Genomic DNA, 15,370 nt, shown 5'->3' on the forward strand with positions numbered 1-15,370 from the left:
GCGCGTCAGCGCTTCCAGAACTTGCCGAGGAGGCCGCCCGCGGGCGTCGGATCGCTCGTCGTGCGGCTCCGCATCTCCTGCAAGCGGACCTCGCGGATGGCGTCGAGGTTCTTCGGGTTGAGCTCTGCCGCCAGGCGGAAATCGCCGATCGCCTTGTCGATCCTCCCCGAGCGCTTGAGGAGCATGCCGCGGTAGAAGAGCGCCCGCTCGTAGCGAGGCTCCTTCTCCAGGACGGCATCCAGCGTCTGGATCAGATCGTCGTAGTGCGCGCTCGTGGCCCCCTCCGCGAGCACGGGCGGATCGCCGCGCCGCTGCGCCTGGATCCAGACGAGCAACGTCATGTACTCGGGCTGCTCCGGGTCGGCGTTCAGCGCGCGCCGCGCGCGGGCCTCGGCGCCCGCGAGGTCGTTCTTCTTGAGCAGGATCTCGGCCTTCTGGAACTCGAGCGCGGCGTCGACGGCGCGGGCGATCCGCTGCTCGTCCTCGGCGGGGGGCGGGGCTTCCTTCGGCGCGCTCTGGTACTCGGCGCGCCGCTTCGGATCGCTCAGCGTCTGGTAGGCCTCGCTGATGCGGGCGAACACGCGCGCGACGAGCGGCTTGACGTCCTGGAGCTCCGCGGGCGTCCGGTCGGGGTGCCACCGCTTGGCGAGCGCGAAATAGGCGCTCTGCACGCGCTCCGGAGGGGCGTCCTCCGCGACGCCGAGCATCTCGAAGAAGCTCTCGCCGTCGATCGACGCGGCGCGCGCCTCGATCTCCGCGCGGCGCGCGGCGAGCTCGGGGTTCGGCGCGGCGCGAGGCAGCGGCGGGAGATCGGGCGCGAGCGCCGCCGGTCCCTGCGGCTTCGCCGGCTCCGCGGCGCGCGCCGGCGGCACAGGCGGCGGCGCCTCGGCGCGCCCCGCCCCTCGCGCGGCCCTGCTGCCCTCCAGGCCGACCGCCGCCATCTTGACGGTGGGCGCCTGCTGGGGCGGCGGCGGAACGCGGGCGCCGGCGAAGGTCGGCGCGGGAGGCGGCCTCAGCGCCTTGGGATCCACGCCGCGGTAACCGCCGCCCGGATCGCCGCCGAACGCGCGCGTGTCGAAGGGCGCCACCGGGCTCGGGGCCGGCGCGCCGCTCCACGATGCCGGCTCCGGCGCCGCGGCCGGGGGTGGCGCCGTGGAGCGGCGCGGGGCGACCGGGACCCCAGCGCGCCTGCTGGACGGCGCGGCGACGTCGTCGGGCCGCCGGTGCGCTGCGCGGCCTTCGGCCTCGCCGCGCGCCGGGCGTGGACCGGGCATCGTCGAGCCCGCGGTGGGGCGCGGCGAGCGCGCCGCCGCGCCGGAGGGCTCGCGCTGGGGCGCTGGCCCCGCCTCGGCCGGGGAAGCGCCAGCGGCCCGCTCCCGGCCGGGCCCGGCGGGACCGCCGACCCCGACGGGGCGCCGGCCCGTCGCGCCGAGATCGAGGTGCCGCGTGATCGCGAGCGCATAGATCATCAGCCGCACGACGCGCTCCTGCGCGACGCCGGCGCCGAGCAGCTCGGCCAGCGTCATGCGCCGCATCCGCAGGAGATCCACGATGGCCGCCTCGTCGCGATGGAGCTGGAACCGCTTCAACTCGGCCTCGACGTGGAGCCCGAGCTGCCGGTTCTGGATCCGGTCCAGGGTCGTGTCGATCAGCGGATCGTCGGCGTGGAGCCGCACGCCCGCCATGATCACCGCGAGGGGCTCGCACCCGATGAGCTCCGGACCGCCGTAGGACGACAGCAGGTTCTGGGCGTCGTAGTAGGCGTAACGCGTCGCGGGCGGGAGATCGTAGAGCGCGACCAGCTTGCGCGCGAGCTGCTCGCGTAGCACGCCGAACACCGTCTCCCTGTCGAGCAGGCCCCGGGAGACGAGCAGCCGGCCATGCAGCACCCGTCGCTTGGTGATGTCCCGGAGCGTCTCCCGGAGCGTCGCCTCGTCGAGGAGGCCGAGATCGAGGATCACCCGATCGAGCGGGGCGATGATCGTCCCCGTCCAGATCTTGGCGGGCACGCCGTCGCTGAAGAAGATGCCGTGGCGGACGCCGTCGGGGTCGATGAAGCACGTCGTGCCGGTGAGGCGCCGGTCGAGCATGTACACGAGCAGGTGGACGAGCGGCGTGCGCGCGAGCGTGCCCTCCGCGGTCGGCGGGTCGCCCGGCAACGACAGCACGGCGATCGGACCGGCCATCGCCGACGGAGGCAGATCGGACACGGGGTTGCGCTCGCGCCGCTGCGGCGGATCTCCCCAGCCGCGGGCGCGCACCGACGGCGGCCGCGCGCTCTCCTCGGGGACCTCGTCCGGATCGCTGTCTGTCTGCACCGACCACGACTCCTCTCCATGAGCGCCCGGGGCGGGCGAGGTTGGGGCCGCCACCGCGGCGGGCTCCAGATGCGGTGGATCGGGCCAGCGCGCCGTCGTGCGCCCTGACCGCAAGGGCGGAGACTGCCTGCCGGACGGCGCAGGCGGCAGATCCGCGAGCATCCTGGCGTCCGCGCCGTCGTCGGGCAGCCCCCCGAACGTGGCCTCGGGCGGCGAGGCGGGCCCGCGGGCGGCGTCGCTGGCCCGCGGCTGCGTCTTCCGGCTCGCCGGCGCGTTGGTCATGGGCAGCGTGGGCGACGAGGGCCGCGTGATCTGCTGCTGCTGCGGCGGCATGCGCAGGTTGCCGAGCGGCGACGCCGGCGCGTTGCGGATCGGCGGCGACTCCGCCGCGAGCACCGGCGAGCGGAGCGACACCTGCGGCGCCTCCTGGATCGCCGCGTGGGCGCGCATCGACGCGGCGGCGGGGTCGTCGCTCGTCGCGACGATCCGGCGGATGTGCCGCGGCGGCTCGCCCTGGCGAGGCCGCTCGGCGAGATCGACCTCGAGCGCGCGCGGGATGGGGCCGCCGGCGGCGTCGAGGACCAGCCGGACGCGCGGCTGGGAGTACCGGGCCGGGTGCGCCGGCGTCTGCACGACGAGCGCGACCTCCCCGGTCGAGAGCTCCACGAGCGTGCCGGTCGGAAAGATGCCGAGCGCGCCCACGAGCAGCCGCAGCACCGCGCGGTCCGACGGATCGGCCGCCTCCTGCTCGAGCTTGGCGATGGCCTCGTCGGCGGAGAGCGGCGCCTCGCCCGGGGCCGCCGTCAGGAGGTCGTTGAAGGCGCGGGCGGTCGCGAGGATCCGCGCCTGGAGCGTCGGCTGGCGGAGGCCGCGGTAGACCGGGCCGAGCGCCGGCTGGCGGCGCACCCAGTGCGCCTCGTAGGCCACGACGGTGCGCATCACGCTGGGCTCGTTGACGAGGCCGAGCGCGGTCAGCACGACCGCCGTGCCCGCCGGGACGTCCGCCTCCTGCTGCTCGCTCAGCTGCGGGACGAGCCCGCCCGAGCCGCTCGTCGCGGCGCCTGTGAGGCGCGGCCGGGCGATGTCGAAGAGCAGCGCCGCCATCGAGAGCCGCTGGAGAAGGACGACGTCGCTCGTGATCTGCCGCGCCATCGCGAGGCTCAGGATCGCGGTGTTCACGGCGCGCCCGGCGTCGTCGTAGTTCTGGTTGCGCAGCGCAGTGACGCCCAGGAAGGCCGGCGTCTCGTTCGCGGAGAGGTCGACGAGGCGCTGCGTGATGCGCTTGACGCCCTGCCGCAGCGTGTACCGACCGTGCCGCAGGTCGTCGTAGAACCGGCGGATGATCACGATCGCCGTCGCGTAGGTGCGCACGATCGCGGAGGTCTCGTCGCCCTCGCGATCGATCGCCACCTCGCGGCGGAGCACGGCCTCGTCCACGGCGCGCAGGCGGATGCGCGGCGCCGGGCGGTCGGCGAGCGCCGGCCTGCTGCTGCGGAGGGCCTCGGCGAGCGCGGAGGCGAGGGCGTAGAGATCGCTCGCGCGGACGTCCTTGGCGACGCCGATCTCGGAGTAGCCGCAGCGGCTCAGGACGTCGCCGAGCTCGAGCGCGCCCTCGTAGACGGCGCGGTTCGCCTTGAGGAGCTGCCCGGAGACGAACACCGAGCCGCGGGTGAACAGGATCGAGACGTTGTGACCGGAGCGCTGGCCGAAGTCCTGGACGAGCGAGACCGTCTCCTCGACCTGCCGCACCATGGCCTGGTTGTCGATCGCGTGCAGCGTCGAGAGCTTCACCAGCCGGAAGAGGGCCTGCACGACGCTGGCGGCGAGATCGCGCGCCTGCTCGCGGCGGATGTTCTCCGACACGTTCTGGCTGATGACGTCGACCTGGGGCGCCGTCACGGGACCTCCCCGGCGGTCGAGATCCGCTTGCCGAGGCGCGCGGCGATGGCCTCGGCGGCGGCGCCCGCGGCGTCGCGCAGCGCCTGGCTGTTCCAGGGCCGCCGCTTCGTGGCCGCGAGCGCGGCGTCGAGCGCCTCCTGCGAGCGCGCCTCGCGGCCGAGCAGCTCCGCCGAGAGGCAGCGGGTCTGCTCGGCCGCGTCGTCGGCGAGGAGGCCGTGCCGCTGGAGCAGCTCGACGGCGACCGACTCGCCGCGCGCCGGGTTGAGCGTGTAGAGCGCGCCGAGGAACTCGCGCCGCTCGTCGAGCGTGAGCTGGTGGAACGAGCTGTCCTGCACGCGGCGGACGAGCAGCGGGCCGGCCGCGCGGACCTGGTGGTGCGCCAGCGTGCGGAGCGCCGCGACGCGCACGTCCGGCGGCGCCGACTCGGCGAGCGAGAGCAGCTCGTCCCGGATCTGCTCGGGGCTCGTCGCGAGGTGCGCGATCGCCTCGCAGCGGAGCGCCGCGTTCGCGCACCCGGAGAGCCGCTTCAGCGCGCCCAGGGCGCCCTGCGTCCGCGACGCGGCGAACATCTTGAGGATCGGGCGGGCCACGTCGAGATCCAGCGTCATGAGCGCGTCCACGACCCCCTCCTCGTGCCCGGGCAGCGTGCGCTCGACGTGGACGAGCAGCGCGCGGCGCAGCGCCTCGTGGCCGGTGTGCCCCACGACCTCCATCGCGACGGGCAGGGTCTCGCTGCCGAGCTTGTGCAGGATGGGCGCGAGCCGCTGCGCGACCAGATCGAGGTCCACGGGGGCGGGCTGCGCCGCGCCGCCGGGGGCGGCCGTCATGACGACGCGCGTCGCCTCGCGGAGGAGCAGCCGCATCGTGTCGGGCGGGAACATCCCCCGGGCGAGCTCCGTCGCGAGCGCGCCCCCCTGCTGCCTGGGCGCGAGCGCGTCGAGGGCCTTCTCGATGGCGTCGTGCATCCCGAAGAGCACCTCGAAGCGGCGCGCGAGGATGAGATCGCGCGCCGAGGCGGCCATCGGCTCGGTCACGAGCTCGACGTCCTTGTACCGCCTGGCGTTCAGGAAGGCGTCGGCCACGACCTCGACGAAGCGCTCGCTCCAGCGGTCCGGGCTCATGACCAGCTGCGTGCCGAGCGCGCGCTGCGCGACCGGGTCGAGCGCGAGCGCGCTCGCGGCGCGGCGCGCGGCCCGCAGCGCTGCGGCGTCGGTGTCGATGACCATCGCTGCGGCCTCGGCGCGGTTCGCCCTCTCCTCGGCGGCGCGCCGGGCCATGCCCTCGAGGTCGTCGGCCTCGTGCCAGAACTGCTCGCGATCGGCCGCGTCCCCCTCCACGAAGACGCTCACCACGTCGTAGCGCACGTGCTCGAGGCGGCGCTCCCACAGGGCGGCCGCGACGTCGTCCTCGGGGGCGAGGTCGCGCAGCGGATCGAGCAGCAGCACCTCGCAGAGGGCGCGCAGCTCGTCCTCCGTGATGCCAGGGAGCAGCTGGACGCGCCGCACGCCGGCCGCGAAGAGGTTGTACGGGACGAGGTCGAGCGGGTGCGACGGCTCCCACACCGTCCGCCGGCGATGCTCGAAGGCGTACGGCGTCAGCGTCCAGTGGACGAGGCCCCCGTCCGCGCGCAGCGCCTCCACGATCGCCTGGAAGGTCGCGCGGAGCTTGTTGTCCGCGTCCGGGTGGGTCCAGCCGTAGTGACGCACCGCCGGGAGCAGCCGCTCCATGCGGCGGAACACCTCGGTGAGCCGCGTGACCGCGGGGTCGTCCGGCTCCGCCTCGCCCGGCTCGTCGTGAGGCGCGGGCTCCTCCGCCGCCCGCATCCCGACGGCCGTGGGCGAGTCGTCCGGCGGGGGGCGCCTCGTGCTCGTCGGCGAGGAGCGGCGGGGCACGGACGCGCCGGCCTCCTCGAGGACGCGCAGCACCTCCTGGCGCATCTGCGCGGCCGACTCGAAGCGGTTGCGCTTGTCCCAGGCGAGCGCCTTGTCGACGAGGCCGATGACCGAGGCGGGCAGCTCGGGCGCGATCCGCGCGAGCGACGGCGCCGGCGTCGTCGCCGCGAGGATGAACGCCTCGTTGTCCGAGCGCCCCTGGTGGAGGCGCTGCCCGCTGAGCACGGCGTACAGGGTCGCGCCGATCGAGAAGAGATCCGCCCGCCCGTCGACCCCCTCGGTCAGCCCCATCGCCTGCTCGGGCGCCATGAACGAGGGGGTCCCGAGCGCCGTGCCCGCCTTGGTCTTGTCGCCGGGCGCGCCGCGCATCCTCGCCACGCCGAAGTCGAGCAGCTTCACCACGTTGTCCTTCGTGATGAAGATGTTCGCGGGCTTCAGGTCGCGGTGGACGATGCCCTCCGCGTGGAAGCTCTCGAGCGTGTGGAGCACCTCCCCTGCGATCCAGAGCGCCTCGGCGACAGGGAGCTTCCGGCTCCTGCGCTTCCAGAGCTGCTGGACGGTCTCCCCGTCGAGCAGCTCCATCACGAGGAACGGCTCGTCCTGCTCGGTGATGTCGTCGTCGAGGATCGCGACCCGGCCGGGGTGATCGATCTTGTTGGCGACGTAGCCCTCGCGCAGGAACCGCTCGCGGATGCCGACGTCGCGCGCGAACTCGGCGTGCAGGATCTTCAGCGCGGCGCGCGAGCCGTTCCGGTGGTGGGTGGCGGCGTACACGGAGGCCATGCCGCCCACGCCGAGGAGCGAGTCGATCCGCCACTTGTTCTTGACGGTCATCCCGAGGCGGGCGCGCGCCCGCTGCTTCTCGTCCGGCGCGTCCGTGACTTCCGAGGGCGGAGGGATGACGGACTCGGGGAGGACGCCACGTGAAGTCATTCGGCCACCGGAAGGCGGGAAATCGTATCACCTCCCCGCCCGCGCCAGGTTCCGGATTTCACGCGGGAGGGCGGCCGGCCTTACGGTCCCTCGCGCTCCCTCCGCGGGCGCCCCCGCCGGCGCCGCGGGAGACCGCGCTCAGGAGGCCCCCCGCGCGGCGAAGATCGCGCGACAGCGCGCGTCGTCGAGCACGGGGCGCACGCCGCGGTTCGACGGGAAGAGCGCGTTGAGGCGCGCGGTGACCGCAGGATCGCCCGTGAAGACGTCGATCTGCCGCCCGACGACCTTGATGCCGCGATCCTCGGCGACGAAGCACCCGTCGTGTCGGCCCCCGCCCGGGAGCGGCAGCCCGACGAGCTCGGGCACGAAGAGGGGCGTGCCGAGCGGAATGACGCTCGAGTCGACCGCGACCGTGCGCAGCGGCGTGATCGGGCGCCCGGTCGCGCCGCGGCCATACGGGAACCGCCGCGGATCGAGCCGCTCGAAGCAGACCTGCTGGCCGGTGCGCGGGCAGACATCGGCGCACGCGCAGCCGCGTCGCGCAAAGCTTACCGTGTCACCCGAAGCGAGCCGGCCGCTGCCCTGGACGCAGACCTGGTCGTGGAACGCGCGCGGGACGCTCGCGAGCGTCCCGCAGGCAGCGTCGTAGAGGACCGCATCCTTCGGCCCTCCGCCCTCGCTCGGGAAGTCGTAGTAGGTGTTCCGGAACATCCCGGGCGCGAGCCCCGGCGCCGCTTGCGGCGCCGGCGTCGCGCGCGCGGGCCGGCCGTGCTCGCGCACGAGGATCACGGGGTCGTCCTGCGCCGAGGCCGCGCCCGCGGCGCCGCCCAGCTCGGTCTGCGCCTCGCCGGGCGCGCCGCCGACAGCGGCGCTGGCGCGCCGGTCGCGATCGCGGTCGTCCGGGGAGGGCTCGTGGAGCCAGCCGCCGCCTCCGCGCGCGATCTGCGGCTCGCTCGAGCCGTCGTGGACCCAGTCCGCGCCCCCCTTGGTCGCGCACCCCGCGGGGAGCGCGAGCAGGAACGCATGGATCCCGCCGAGGACGAGCGCTCGCGCGCGTGCCGCGCTCGTCAAAAGGCGCCTCCGAGCCGGGCGAGCTCCCGGATGGCCGCGGCGGCGACGTCGGCGCGCGCCCAGAACGCGGCGGGTGAGCCGGCGCTCTCGGGCGCGGCGCCGGCCGCGATCACCACGGGCGCGGTGTCGCCCGCGCCCGGCTGGCCAAGGCGGCTCGCGACGAGCCGCAGCGGCTCGACCACCAGCGCGAACGCGATGTCCGAGCCGAGCGGCGCCAGCGCGGTCTTCATGGACGGGATCTCGCCGAGGCGCTCTCCCTGGAGCGCGCCGACCACGCTGCGGAGCCCCGCGCCCGGATCGTTGCCGACGGACGCGAAGAGGCCGTCGTCGCGGACCAGGTAGAGCAGCTCGATCGACGACGGCGGCAGCGACGCTCCCTGCGCGGCGGGCCCGCCCTTTCCGCCCTGCGGCCCCTTGCGCGCCTGCGCCCCTCCCGCGCCGGTGGGCGCGCTCGCTCCGGCGGTCCGCTCGAACCGCACCCGCCGCACGTCGCCGTCGAGCAGCGGGAGCGCCGCCTTGCCCGCGGAGACCCGGAGCCCCTCGCGCTGCAGCGCGGCCTTGATCGGCGGGATCTCCGCGCTCCCGAGGAGATCCTGGATGGAGGCCTCGAGCTTGGCCCGGTCGCCCACGGCGGCGCGCACGAACGCCGTGGGACCCGCGCCGTCGAAGCGGAGCCCGCCGGCGAACCAGTCGCCGCGCGCGTCCGACGCCGCGCGGATCGCGGCGCCGACCCGCTCCCGCTCCGCGGCCGGGAGGTCGCCCTCGACGAGCCCAGCGAGGGCGTCGACGAGCCTGGGCACGTCCTCGGCGCGCGTCGCGGCCCGATCGCGGACGAGGATCCCGACGAGCGAGTCGGCGGGCAGATTGAGCAGCGGCTTCACGTCGCCGACGGCGAGCTCGGCCGACGCCTTCGACGCCGGGCCGCCCCCTGCCTTCGGCGTTCCGGAGACGCGCAGGTGCGCGTTCTCGTCCAGCACCAGCGTGAGGCGCGCTCGCTCGAGATCGCCGAGCATCGCGAGCGCGCTCTCGATCATCGGGCCGAGCGGCACCGCGGTGGCGCGCGGCGCGCCGTCGGGGCCGCGCGCCTTGTCCCAGGCGCTCCGCGCCGCCTTGAGCACCGGGCCCTCGAGCGCGGCCCTCGGGATCTCGACCGCGAGATCCTCCTTCGGCACCTGCGCCTGCGGCATCGTCCGCGCGACGTAGGGGCCCAGGGAGATCAGGTCGCCCGGCGTCTCCGCGACGAGCAGGTAGTTGCCGAGGACGCCGAGGGCCACCGGGCTCGCCCCCTGGAGCGGCTCGAGCAGCGCGATGGCGGTCGCCGCGTCGGGCTTCGCGCGGAAGCGCGCCCCCTCGCCTCGCGTGAGCTGGTCGATGAAGCGTCCCCCGTCCTTCACGTGGATGCCGAGCGCGGCCCGCGGGCGCGCCCCATCCGCGGCCTCCACGGCCGCGCCGAGCACCGGCACCCCGCCGTCGATCTCGGACGCGACGGTGATGGGCAGGCCGAGCAGCGACGCCGCGAGGGCGCCGGCGCTGCTCGGGAGGAGCGCCGCCGAGCCGCCGACGAGGGCGCGCGCCCTGGCCCACGTGGCGTCCGGCGTCGGGAGGAACGCCTCGGCGATGAGCCCCGCCGGCGCGGGCACGGGGCTCAGGGCCGCGGCGCCGGCGTCGGACGGCGCGCCAGGCGATTTGCAGCCCAGAGCGCCCGCGCTCAGGCCGAGGACGGTGGCCAGGAGCGCCGCAGCGCCGCGGCGCATGGCAGAGGTCGATCGCGCGATCACGACCCGAACGGTAGCGCCTTCCCGCCGCGATCGACCACGAACCTGCAAAATCACAGCGTGCGCGCCGGGCGACGCACGGGAGGTCCTCGCCGGGCGGCTCGTGCGTGGGGAGGCGACTCCCGGGCACGTCCCATCGACCGAGCGAGGAACCGCCGGGCCACGGTCGCGGATGGCGAACGCCCTTGGCTGCAGCCGCGGGTGCACGCCCCGGCCGGACGGCGCGCGCAGCGTGGCAGCTGCCCCCATCACCCCTGCGCTGGTGCGAGGCGGCGTCAGCGGAAAGCTGCGGAGCAGGCGCACCGCTGCGGTAAGCTCCAGCCGATGCCTCGCCCCGGCTACGACAGCGTGGTGCTCATCACCGGCTTCCCCAAGTTCATCGCGCGGAAGATGCTGCAGCACATCCTCGCGTCGGAGCCGCGCACGCTCGTCGTTGCCGTCGTGATCGCGAAGTCGTCGGCGCAGGCCAGCGCGGAGCGGGACGCGCTCCCGGCGGCGGACCGCGAGCGCCTCGTGCTGCTCGAGGGGGACGTCGCGGCGATGGATCTCGGGCTGTCGGGCGCCGAGTTCCGGCAGCTGGCCCGCGAGGTCGACCGGATCCATCACCTCGCGCACGTGGGCCACGCCGGGGCCGACCGGAGCACCGCCCACGCCGTGAACGTCGTCGGGACGGCCGAGGTGATCGAGCTCGCCCGCGCCTGCACCTCGCTCCAGTGCCTCGTCCATCAATCGACCGCGTTCGTCGCGGGGGACCGGACGGGGATGGTGTACGAGGACGATCTCGAGGCCGGCCAGGCGTTCCGCAACCCCGTGGAGGAGACGCGGATGCGCGCGGAGGTGCTCGTGCGGCGGGCGATGCGCCACGTGCCGGCGGCGGTCGTCCGGCCGACCACGGTGGTGGGCGACGCGACGACCGGGGAGATCGACCGGCTCGACGGCCTGTACCTCCTTGTGCTGCTCATCATGGCAGCGCCGGCCGACATGGCGATCCCGATGCCCGGCCGCGGCGACGTGCCGCTCAACATCGTCCCGATCGATCACGTCGTCCGCGCGTCCCACGCGATCGGCCTGAACCGCCTCGCGCCGGGTCGCACGCTCCACATCGCCGACCCGCACCCGCTGTCGGCGCGGCGGGTCTTCGATCTCATCGCGCGGGCGAGCGGCCGCCGCGCCGCGCGCGGTCACATCCCGTCGAACCTCGCCAAGGCGCTGCTCCGTACGCCCGGGATCGAGCGCTTCGTCCGCAGCCCGCGCGCGTTCGTCGAGCAGCTGATGACCCCGGTGCGCTACGACGCCCGGAACGCGGATCTCGTGCTCACGGCCGCGGGGATCACGTGCCCGCCCTTCGAGTCGTACGTCGACGTGCTCGTCGGCGCCGTCCAGGAGCGCGTCCGCGAGCGGCGCGAGCGCCAGGAGATCGAGGTGAGCGCGGACGCCGAGCCCGACATCGAGGATCCGCTGTCGTGAGGGGCGCAGCCCGCCCCGCAGGCCGCGCGGAGATCCCGGAGCGCCGCGCGGCGCCCTGCCGCGCCCCGCGGCGGCGAGCGCCGGCGCGGCCCCTCTCCGCCGCGTCGCGGCGCGCCCTCGCGGCGCTGCTCGCGGCGCCGCTCGCGGCCGCTGCGCTCGGCTGCAGCGCGACGCGCGAGCACGTCGCGCCGCCCGCGCCCGAGGTGGGCTCCGCGCCGCCCGCGCCTTCGCCCCCGCCGCACCTCGCGGAGGCCCCCGCCCCGGAAACAGCCGCGCCGAGCCCCGCGGAGGCCGCGCCGGCGCGCCCGCCCGAGCTGGATCTGCTGCGCCCCGAGGACGGGGCTTACGCCCACTTCTTCGCGGCGCTCCGCGCGCTCGAGCAGGGTCGCCGCCGGGATCACGTGCGCATCGCCTGGCTCGGCGACTCGCACGCCGCGGCGGACTTCTGGAGCGGCGCGGTCCGCGCCGCGCTGCAGCGGCGCTTCGGCGACGGCGGGCTCGGCTTCGTGCACCTCGGCTATGCCGCCTACCGCCACAACGGCGCGCGGCTCACGGCCGAAGGCAAGTGGCGGACCCGCCCGAAGTCTCCGGGCGGCTCCACGCCGGCGGACGACGGCGTCTTCGGGCTCGGGGGCATCCTCTTCGGCGCGCAGACGGCGCCGGTGCGCGCGGAGATCTCGCTCACCTCGGCGGCGCCTTCCGCGCGGCTGCTCTGGGACGTGTGCTTCCGCCCGAGCGCGCCGACCGACGAGGTCGCGGTGACGATCGAGGGCGGCCCGAGCGAGGTGCTCCGCGCGGCCGCGGGCGAGGCGCCCGGCGCGCTGCAGCACACGCGGCTGGCGAGCGTGGGCGCGGTGAAGCTCGGCGTCGCGCCGTCGGGCGGGGCCGAGCTCTGCGGGCTGGTCGTCGAGCGCGATCCGGAGGCCGGGGCCGGGGTGGTGCTCGACACGCTCGGCATCAACGGCGCACGCCTGGCGACGCCGCTCCGGTGGAGCGAGCTCGCCTGGGCCGCCGAGCTCGCGCGGCGCTCGCCGGAGCTCGTCGTGATCGAGTACGGCACGAACGAGGCGGGCGACGTCACCACGGATCCCTCCCTCTACGCGAAGCAGCTCGCCGAGCTGCTCGCCCGCGCCCGCAGGGTGGAGCCCGACGTCGACTGCCTGGTGCTCGCGCCGACGGACCGGAGGGACGCGCCGGAGCGCACGCCCGTCGTCCGAGACGTCCTGCGCGACGCCGCGCGGGAGGGCGGCTGCGCGTTCTGGGACACGTACCAGGCGATGGGCGGAAGGGGCTCGATCGAGGCCTGGTACCGCGAGCGCCCGCCGCGCGCGTCGCGCGACGGCGTCCACCTGACCTTCCGCGGCTACCAGGAGCTCGGCGTGAAGCTCTCGAACGACCTCCTGGAGCGCTATCGCCCCTGACGAGCGTCGCCGCCGCCGTGGTCGGTTCGACGCCGACGGCGGGCGGCCGGCCCGGTGGCCTTGCTCGTGCTTTCCGCAGTCGTTGCTCGATCGGCGTGAAGGCTTCTCACGCGCGATGGGCGAAGGGGGCACATGCTTCATGCCGGGGACGTTGCAGGAGGTCGCTTCCGGCTGATCCGGCAGATCGGCGCGGGTGGGATGTCGAGCGTGTGGTGGGCGCGCCATGAGCTCATCGGCCGGGACGTGGCGCTCAAGCTGTCCCCGGCGCTCCGGGACGAGCAGGTCGTCGGGCGCTTCATCCGGGAAGCGAAGATCATCGGCAAGTTCCAGCACCGGAACATCGTCGGCGTCGTCGACGCCGGCGAGCTCCAGGACGAGGGTTACCTGTTCCTGGCCCTGGAGCTCCTGCGGGGCTCGCCGTTCGCTGACCGCCTCCAGCCGAACCGGCCGCTGCCGCCCGAAGAGGTGGTGCCCGTCCTCATCGAGGTGTGCTGCGGGCTCTCGGCCGCCCACGCCGAGGGCGTCGTACACCGCGACATCAAGCCGGAGAACATCATGATGGCGACGGTCCCCGGCGAGGGGATCGTGCCGAAGATCGTCGACTTCGGCATCAGCCAGCTCACGGGCGCGGGCGACGCCATCACCATCGACGGGCAGCTGCTCGGGACGCCCTCGTACATGAGCCCGGAGCAGGCGCTCGGCAGGCGCACCATCGACGCGCGCGCCGATCTCTGGGCGATCGGCGTCATGCTCTACGAGGCGCTCAGCGGCGCGCAGCCGTTCACGGGAGGCAACCACCACGCGGTCCTCCGGCGCATCCTCGAGACCGAGCCCGCGCCGCTGCCGAGCTCGATCCCGCCGCGCCTCCGGAAGATCGCCGGCCGGTGTCTCGAGAAGGACCCGGCGCGGCGCTACCCGGACGCGGCCTCGCTGCGCGCGGATCTCCAGGCCGCGCTCGACGATCTCGGCGCGAGCGCGCCCGCGCCGATCGTGATCCTCTCGCCGCCGGCCGCAGGCTCGCGGCCCGGGGAGGTGACGCGAGCCCGCGGCGCGCTCGCCGCGCCCCCGAGGCTCGCCGTTCGCGCCCTCGAGCGGCTCTGGACCCGGGCGCCGCGGGCGCCTCGGTGGCGGGAGGCGACGACGATCGGGCGCACGCAGGGCGCCGCCGCCACGCAGGGCGCCGCCGCCACGCAGGGCGCCGCCGCCACGCAGGGCGCGGCGCGCCGCGCGAGGACGATCCTGGCGATCCGGCTCGCGGGCGCCGCGGCGCTCGCGGCGGCGCTCAGCTCGGCCGCGCTGCGGGAGCAGGCGGACGCGGGGCCCGGGAGCGCGACGCGCGAGAGCCTCCGCCCCGTGCTGGCCACGGCCTTCGCCGACAGCGGCGCCGCCTGGCGGCGCGGCGCCAGCGCGCCCGAGGGGACGAGCAGCGGTGCGCCGCCTCGGAGCGCGGCGGGCCGCGGCGGCGCGCCGGGCTCGCCCGAGCGCGCCTCGAGGGACCCGGGCAGCGACGACGTCTCGCCGGCCTCCGAGGACAAGCCCCCGCGCGGGCAAGCGCCGCGCGGGCCGTCTCGACCCCGCATCACGAGCCCCGGGTTCTGATGACCAGCGCCGCACCGATCACCGCTCCTCGCCGACGCCGCTGGCGGCGCGCCGCTGCGCCCGGGCTCGTTTGCTGGGCGCTGCTCTCGCCCTCCTGGCTGCATGCGCAGGACGACAGCGCGACGCGCGCGCTGAGGCTCCAGTTCGCGCAGGGGCTGACGCTCGAGATCGCGGGGCGCTGGGCCGACGCGCTGGACAGGTTCGAGGCGATCGCCCGCCGGCGGCCGACGGCGAACGTGACGTACCACATCGGCCTCTGTCACGAGCGGCTCGGCCGGCTGCGCACGGCCGAGCGGACGTACCACAACGCGCGCGCAATCGCGGACGCGGACGCGGACGCGCGGAAGGCGTCGCCGGGGGTGCTCGCCGAGATCGACGCGCGCCTCGAGGACCTCGCGGGACGGATGCCGAGGATCGTGCTGAACCTCGCCGGCGCGACCGACGGCGTGACCCTGCTGCTCGACGGCGAGGTGACGCAGCCGTCGCGGGCAATCCGGGTCGATCCAGGCCCTCACGTGGCCGTGGCGCTCCGGCACGGGATCCCCGTCGCCGCGAGCGCCTTCTCGAGCCACGAGCGCCGAACCAGGTTCGTGACGCTGACCGTTCACCCCGTCGCGCTCCGCGTGTCCAGCGTGTCCAGCGTGTCGCGCCCCTGAGCTCGCCGAGCCCGCGCCCCGTACCGAGCTCCCCACACCCCAGCACCTGTGTGTGAGCGGAGGGGGCCCGCGCCCCTCGCTCCGGACATGAGCGCGCAGCGGTGGCGCGCCTTCGCGGAGCGCCCTCGCCGCGCGGCCCTGCGGCTCGTCGCGGGCGTGTGCCCGGTCGCACGCGCCGCGCCCACACGCCGGCGAGATCGCGCGAGCACGCGGCATTTCGCCGCACGGGCGGCGCTGGCCCGACCGTCCAGCGCACGCTTGGATCCCATGCGAGGCCCACCTGACAGGACGCTCCGGACAGGCCCAAACTCGCCGAGTCATCGGCCGTGAACGCTGGAT

Annotated in this window: 8 protein-coding genes; 4 read left to right on the forward strand and 4 right to left on the reverse strand. The window is 75.6% G+C overall.

Annotated elements, in window-relative coordinates:
* Positions 1 to 5 precede the first annotated feature (5 nt).
* The 4 genes from ACSRUE_RS44100 to ACSRUE_RS44115 all read right to left on the reverse strand — a co-directional run bounded on the left by ACSRUE_RS44100 (position 6) and on the right by ACSRUE_RS44115 (position 9,867).
* A complete protein-coding gene (locus tag ACSRUE_RS44100) occupies positions 6 to 4,217 on the reverse strand; it encodes a DnaJ domain-containing protein (protein WP_441288811.1) in 4,212 nt (1,403 codons plus the stop codon).
* On the reverse strand, positions 4,214 to 7,042 hold the full coding sequence (locus ACSRUE_RS44105; protein WP_441288812.1) for a protein kinase domain-containing protein: 2,829 nt from the start codon (positions 7,040 to 7,042) through the stop codon (positions 4,214 to 4,216). Before ACSRUE_RS44105 ends, ACSRUE_RS44100 begins: the two co-directional genes overlap by 4 nt.
* Before the next feature lie 138 nt (positions 7,043 to 7,180).
* The gene (locus tag ACSRUE_RS44110; protein WP_441288813.1) at positions 7,181 to 8,113 is read right to left on the reverse strand and encodes a 3D domain-containing protein; all 933 of its coding nucleotides are present in this window, start codon (positions 8,111 to 8,113) and stop codon (positions 7,181 to 7,183) included.
* Positions 8,110 to 9,867 carry a hypothetical protein gene (locus ACSRUE_RS44115; RefSeq protein ID WP_441288814.1) on the reverse strand — a complete coding sequence of 586 codons (1,758 nt, stop codon included), beginning with the start codon at positions 9,865 to 9,867 and terminating at the stop codon, positions 8,110 to 8,112. The genes ACSRUE_RS44110 and ACSRUE_RS44115 overlap by 4 nt, the downstream gene beginning before the upstream one ends.
* 345 nt (positions 9,868 to 10,212) lie before the next feature.
* Here ACSRUE_RS44115 and ACSRUE_RS44120 point away from each other — a divergent pair, with 345 nt between their 5' ends.
* The 4 genes from ACSRUE_RS44120 to ACSRUE_RS44135 all read left to right on the forward strand — a co-directional run bounded on the left by ACSRUE_RS44120 (position 10,213) and on the right by ACSRUE_RS44135 (position 15,031).
* Entirely contained in the window at positions 10,213 to 11,355 is a 1,143-nt protein-coding gene (locus ACSRUE_RS44120; protein ID WP_441288815.1) for an SDR family oxidoreductase, read from the forward strand.
* On the forward strand, positions 11,352 to 12,776 hold the full coding sequence (locus ACSRUE_RS44125; RefSeq protein ID WP_441288816.1) for a GDSL-type esterase/lipase family protein: 1,425 nt from the start codon (positions 11,352 to 11,354) through the stop codon (positions 12,774 to 12,776). The genes ACSRUE_RS44120 and ACSRUE_RS44125 overlap by 4 nt, the downstream gene beginning before the upstream one ends.
* Positions 12,777 to 12,908: 132 nt before the next feature.
* Positions 12,909 to 14,375, forward strand: a complete 1,467-nt coding sequence (locus tag ACSRUE_RS44130; RefSeq protein WP_441288817.1) for a protein kinase domain-containing protein — start codon at positions 12,909 to 12,911, stop codon at positions 14,373 to 14,375.
* Positions 14,375 to 15,031: a tetratricopeptide repeat protein gene (locus ACSRUE_RS44135; RefSeq protein WP_441288818.1), complete on the forward strand. Its 657-nt coding sequence runs from the start codon at positions 14,375 to 14,377 to the stop codon at positions 15,029 to 15,031. Before ACSRUE_RS44130 ends, ACSRUE_RS44135 begins: the two co-directional genes overlap by 1 nt.
* Positions 15,032 to 15,370: the final 339 nt, after the last annotated feature.

This window comes from Sorangium sp. KYC3313 (assembly GCF_052075895.1).
Classification (GTDB): domain Bacteria; phylum Myxococcota_A; class Polyangia; order Polyangiales; family Polyangiaceae; genus Sorangium; species Sorangium cellulosum_B.

What these genes read in the sequence shown, in the direction of transcription:
- ACSRUE_RS44105 (WP_441288812.1), bottom strand. Translation starts at nt 7,042, where the DNA reads ATGACTTCACGTGGCGTCCTCCCCGAGTCCGTCATCCCTCCGCCCTCG.
- ACSRUE_RS44115 (WP_441288814.1), bottom strand. Translation starts at nt 9,867, where the DNA reads ATGCGCCGCGGCGCTGCGGCGCTCCTGGCCACCGTCCTCGGCCTGAGC.
- ACSRUE_RS44120 (WP_441288815.1), top strand. Translation starts at nt 10,213, where the DNA reads ATGCCTCGCCCCGGCTACGACAGCGTGGTGCTCATCACCGGCTTCCCC.
- ACSRUE_RS44130 (WP_441288817.1), top strand. Translation starts at nt 12,909, where the DNA reads ATGCTTCATGCCGGGGACGTTGCAGGAGGTCGCTTCCGGCTGATCCGG.
- ACSRUE_RS44135 (WP_441288818.1), top strand. Translation starts at nt 14,375, where the DNA reads ATGACCAGCGCCGCACCGATCACCGCTCCTCGCCGACGCCGCTGGCGG.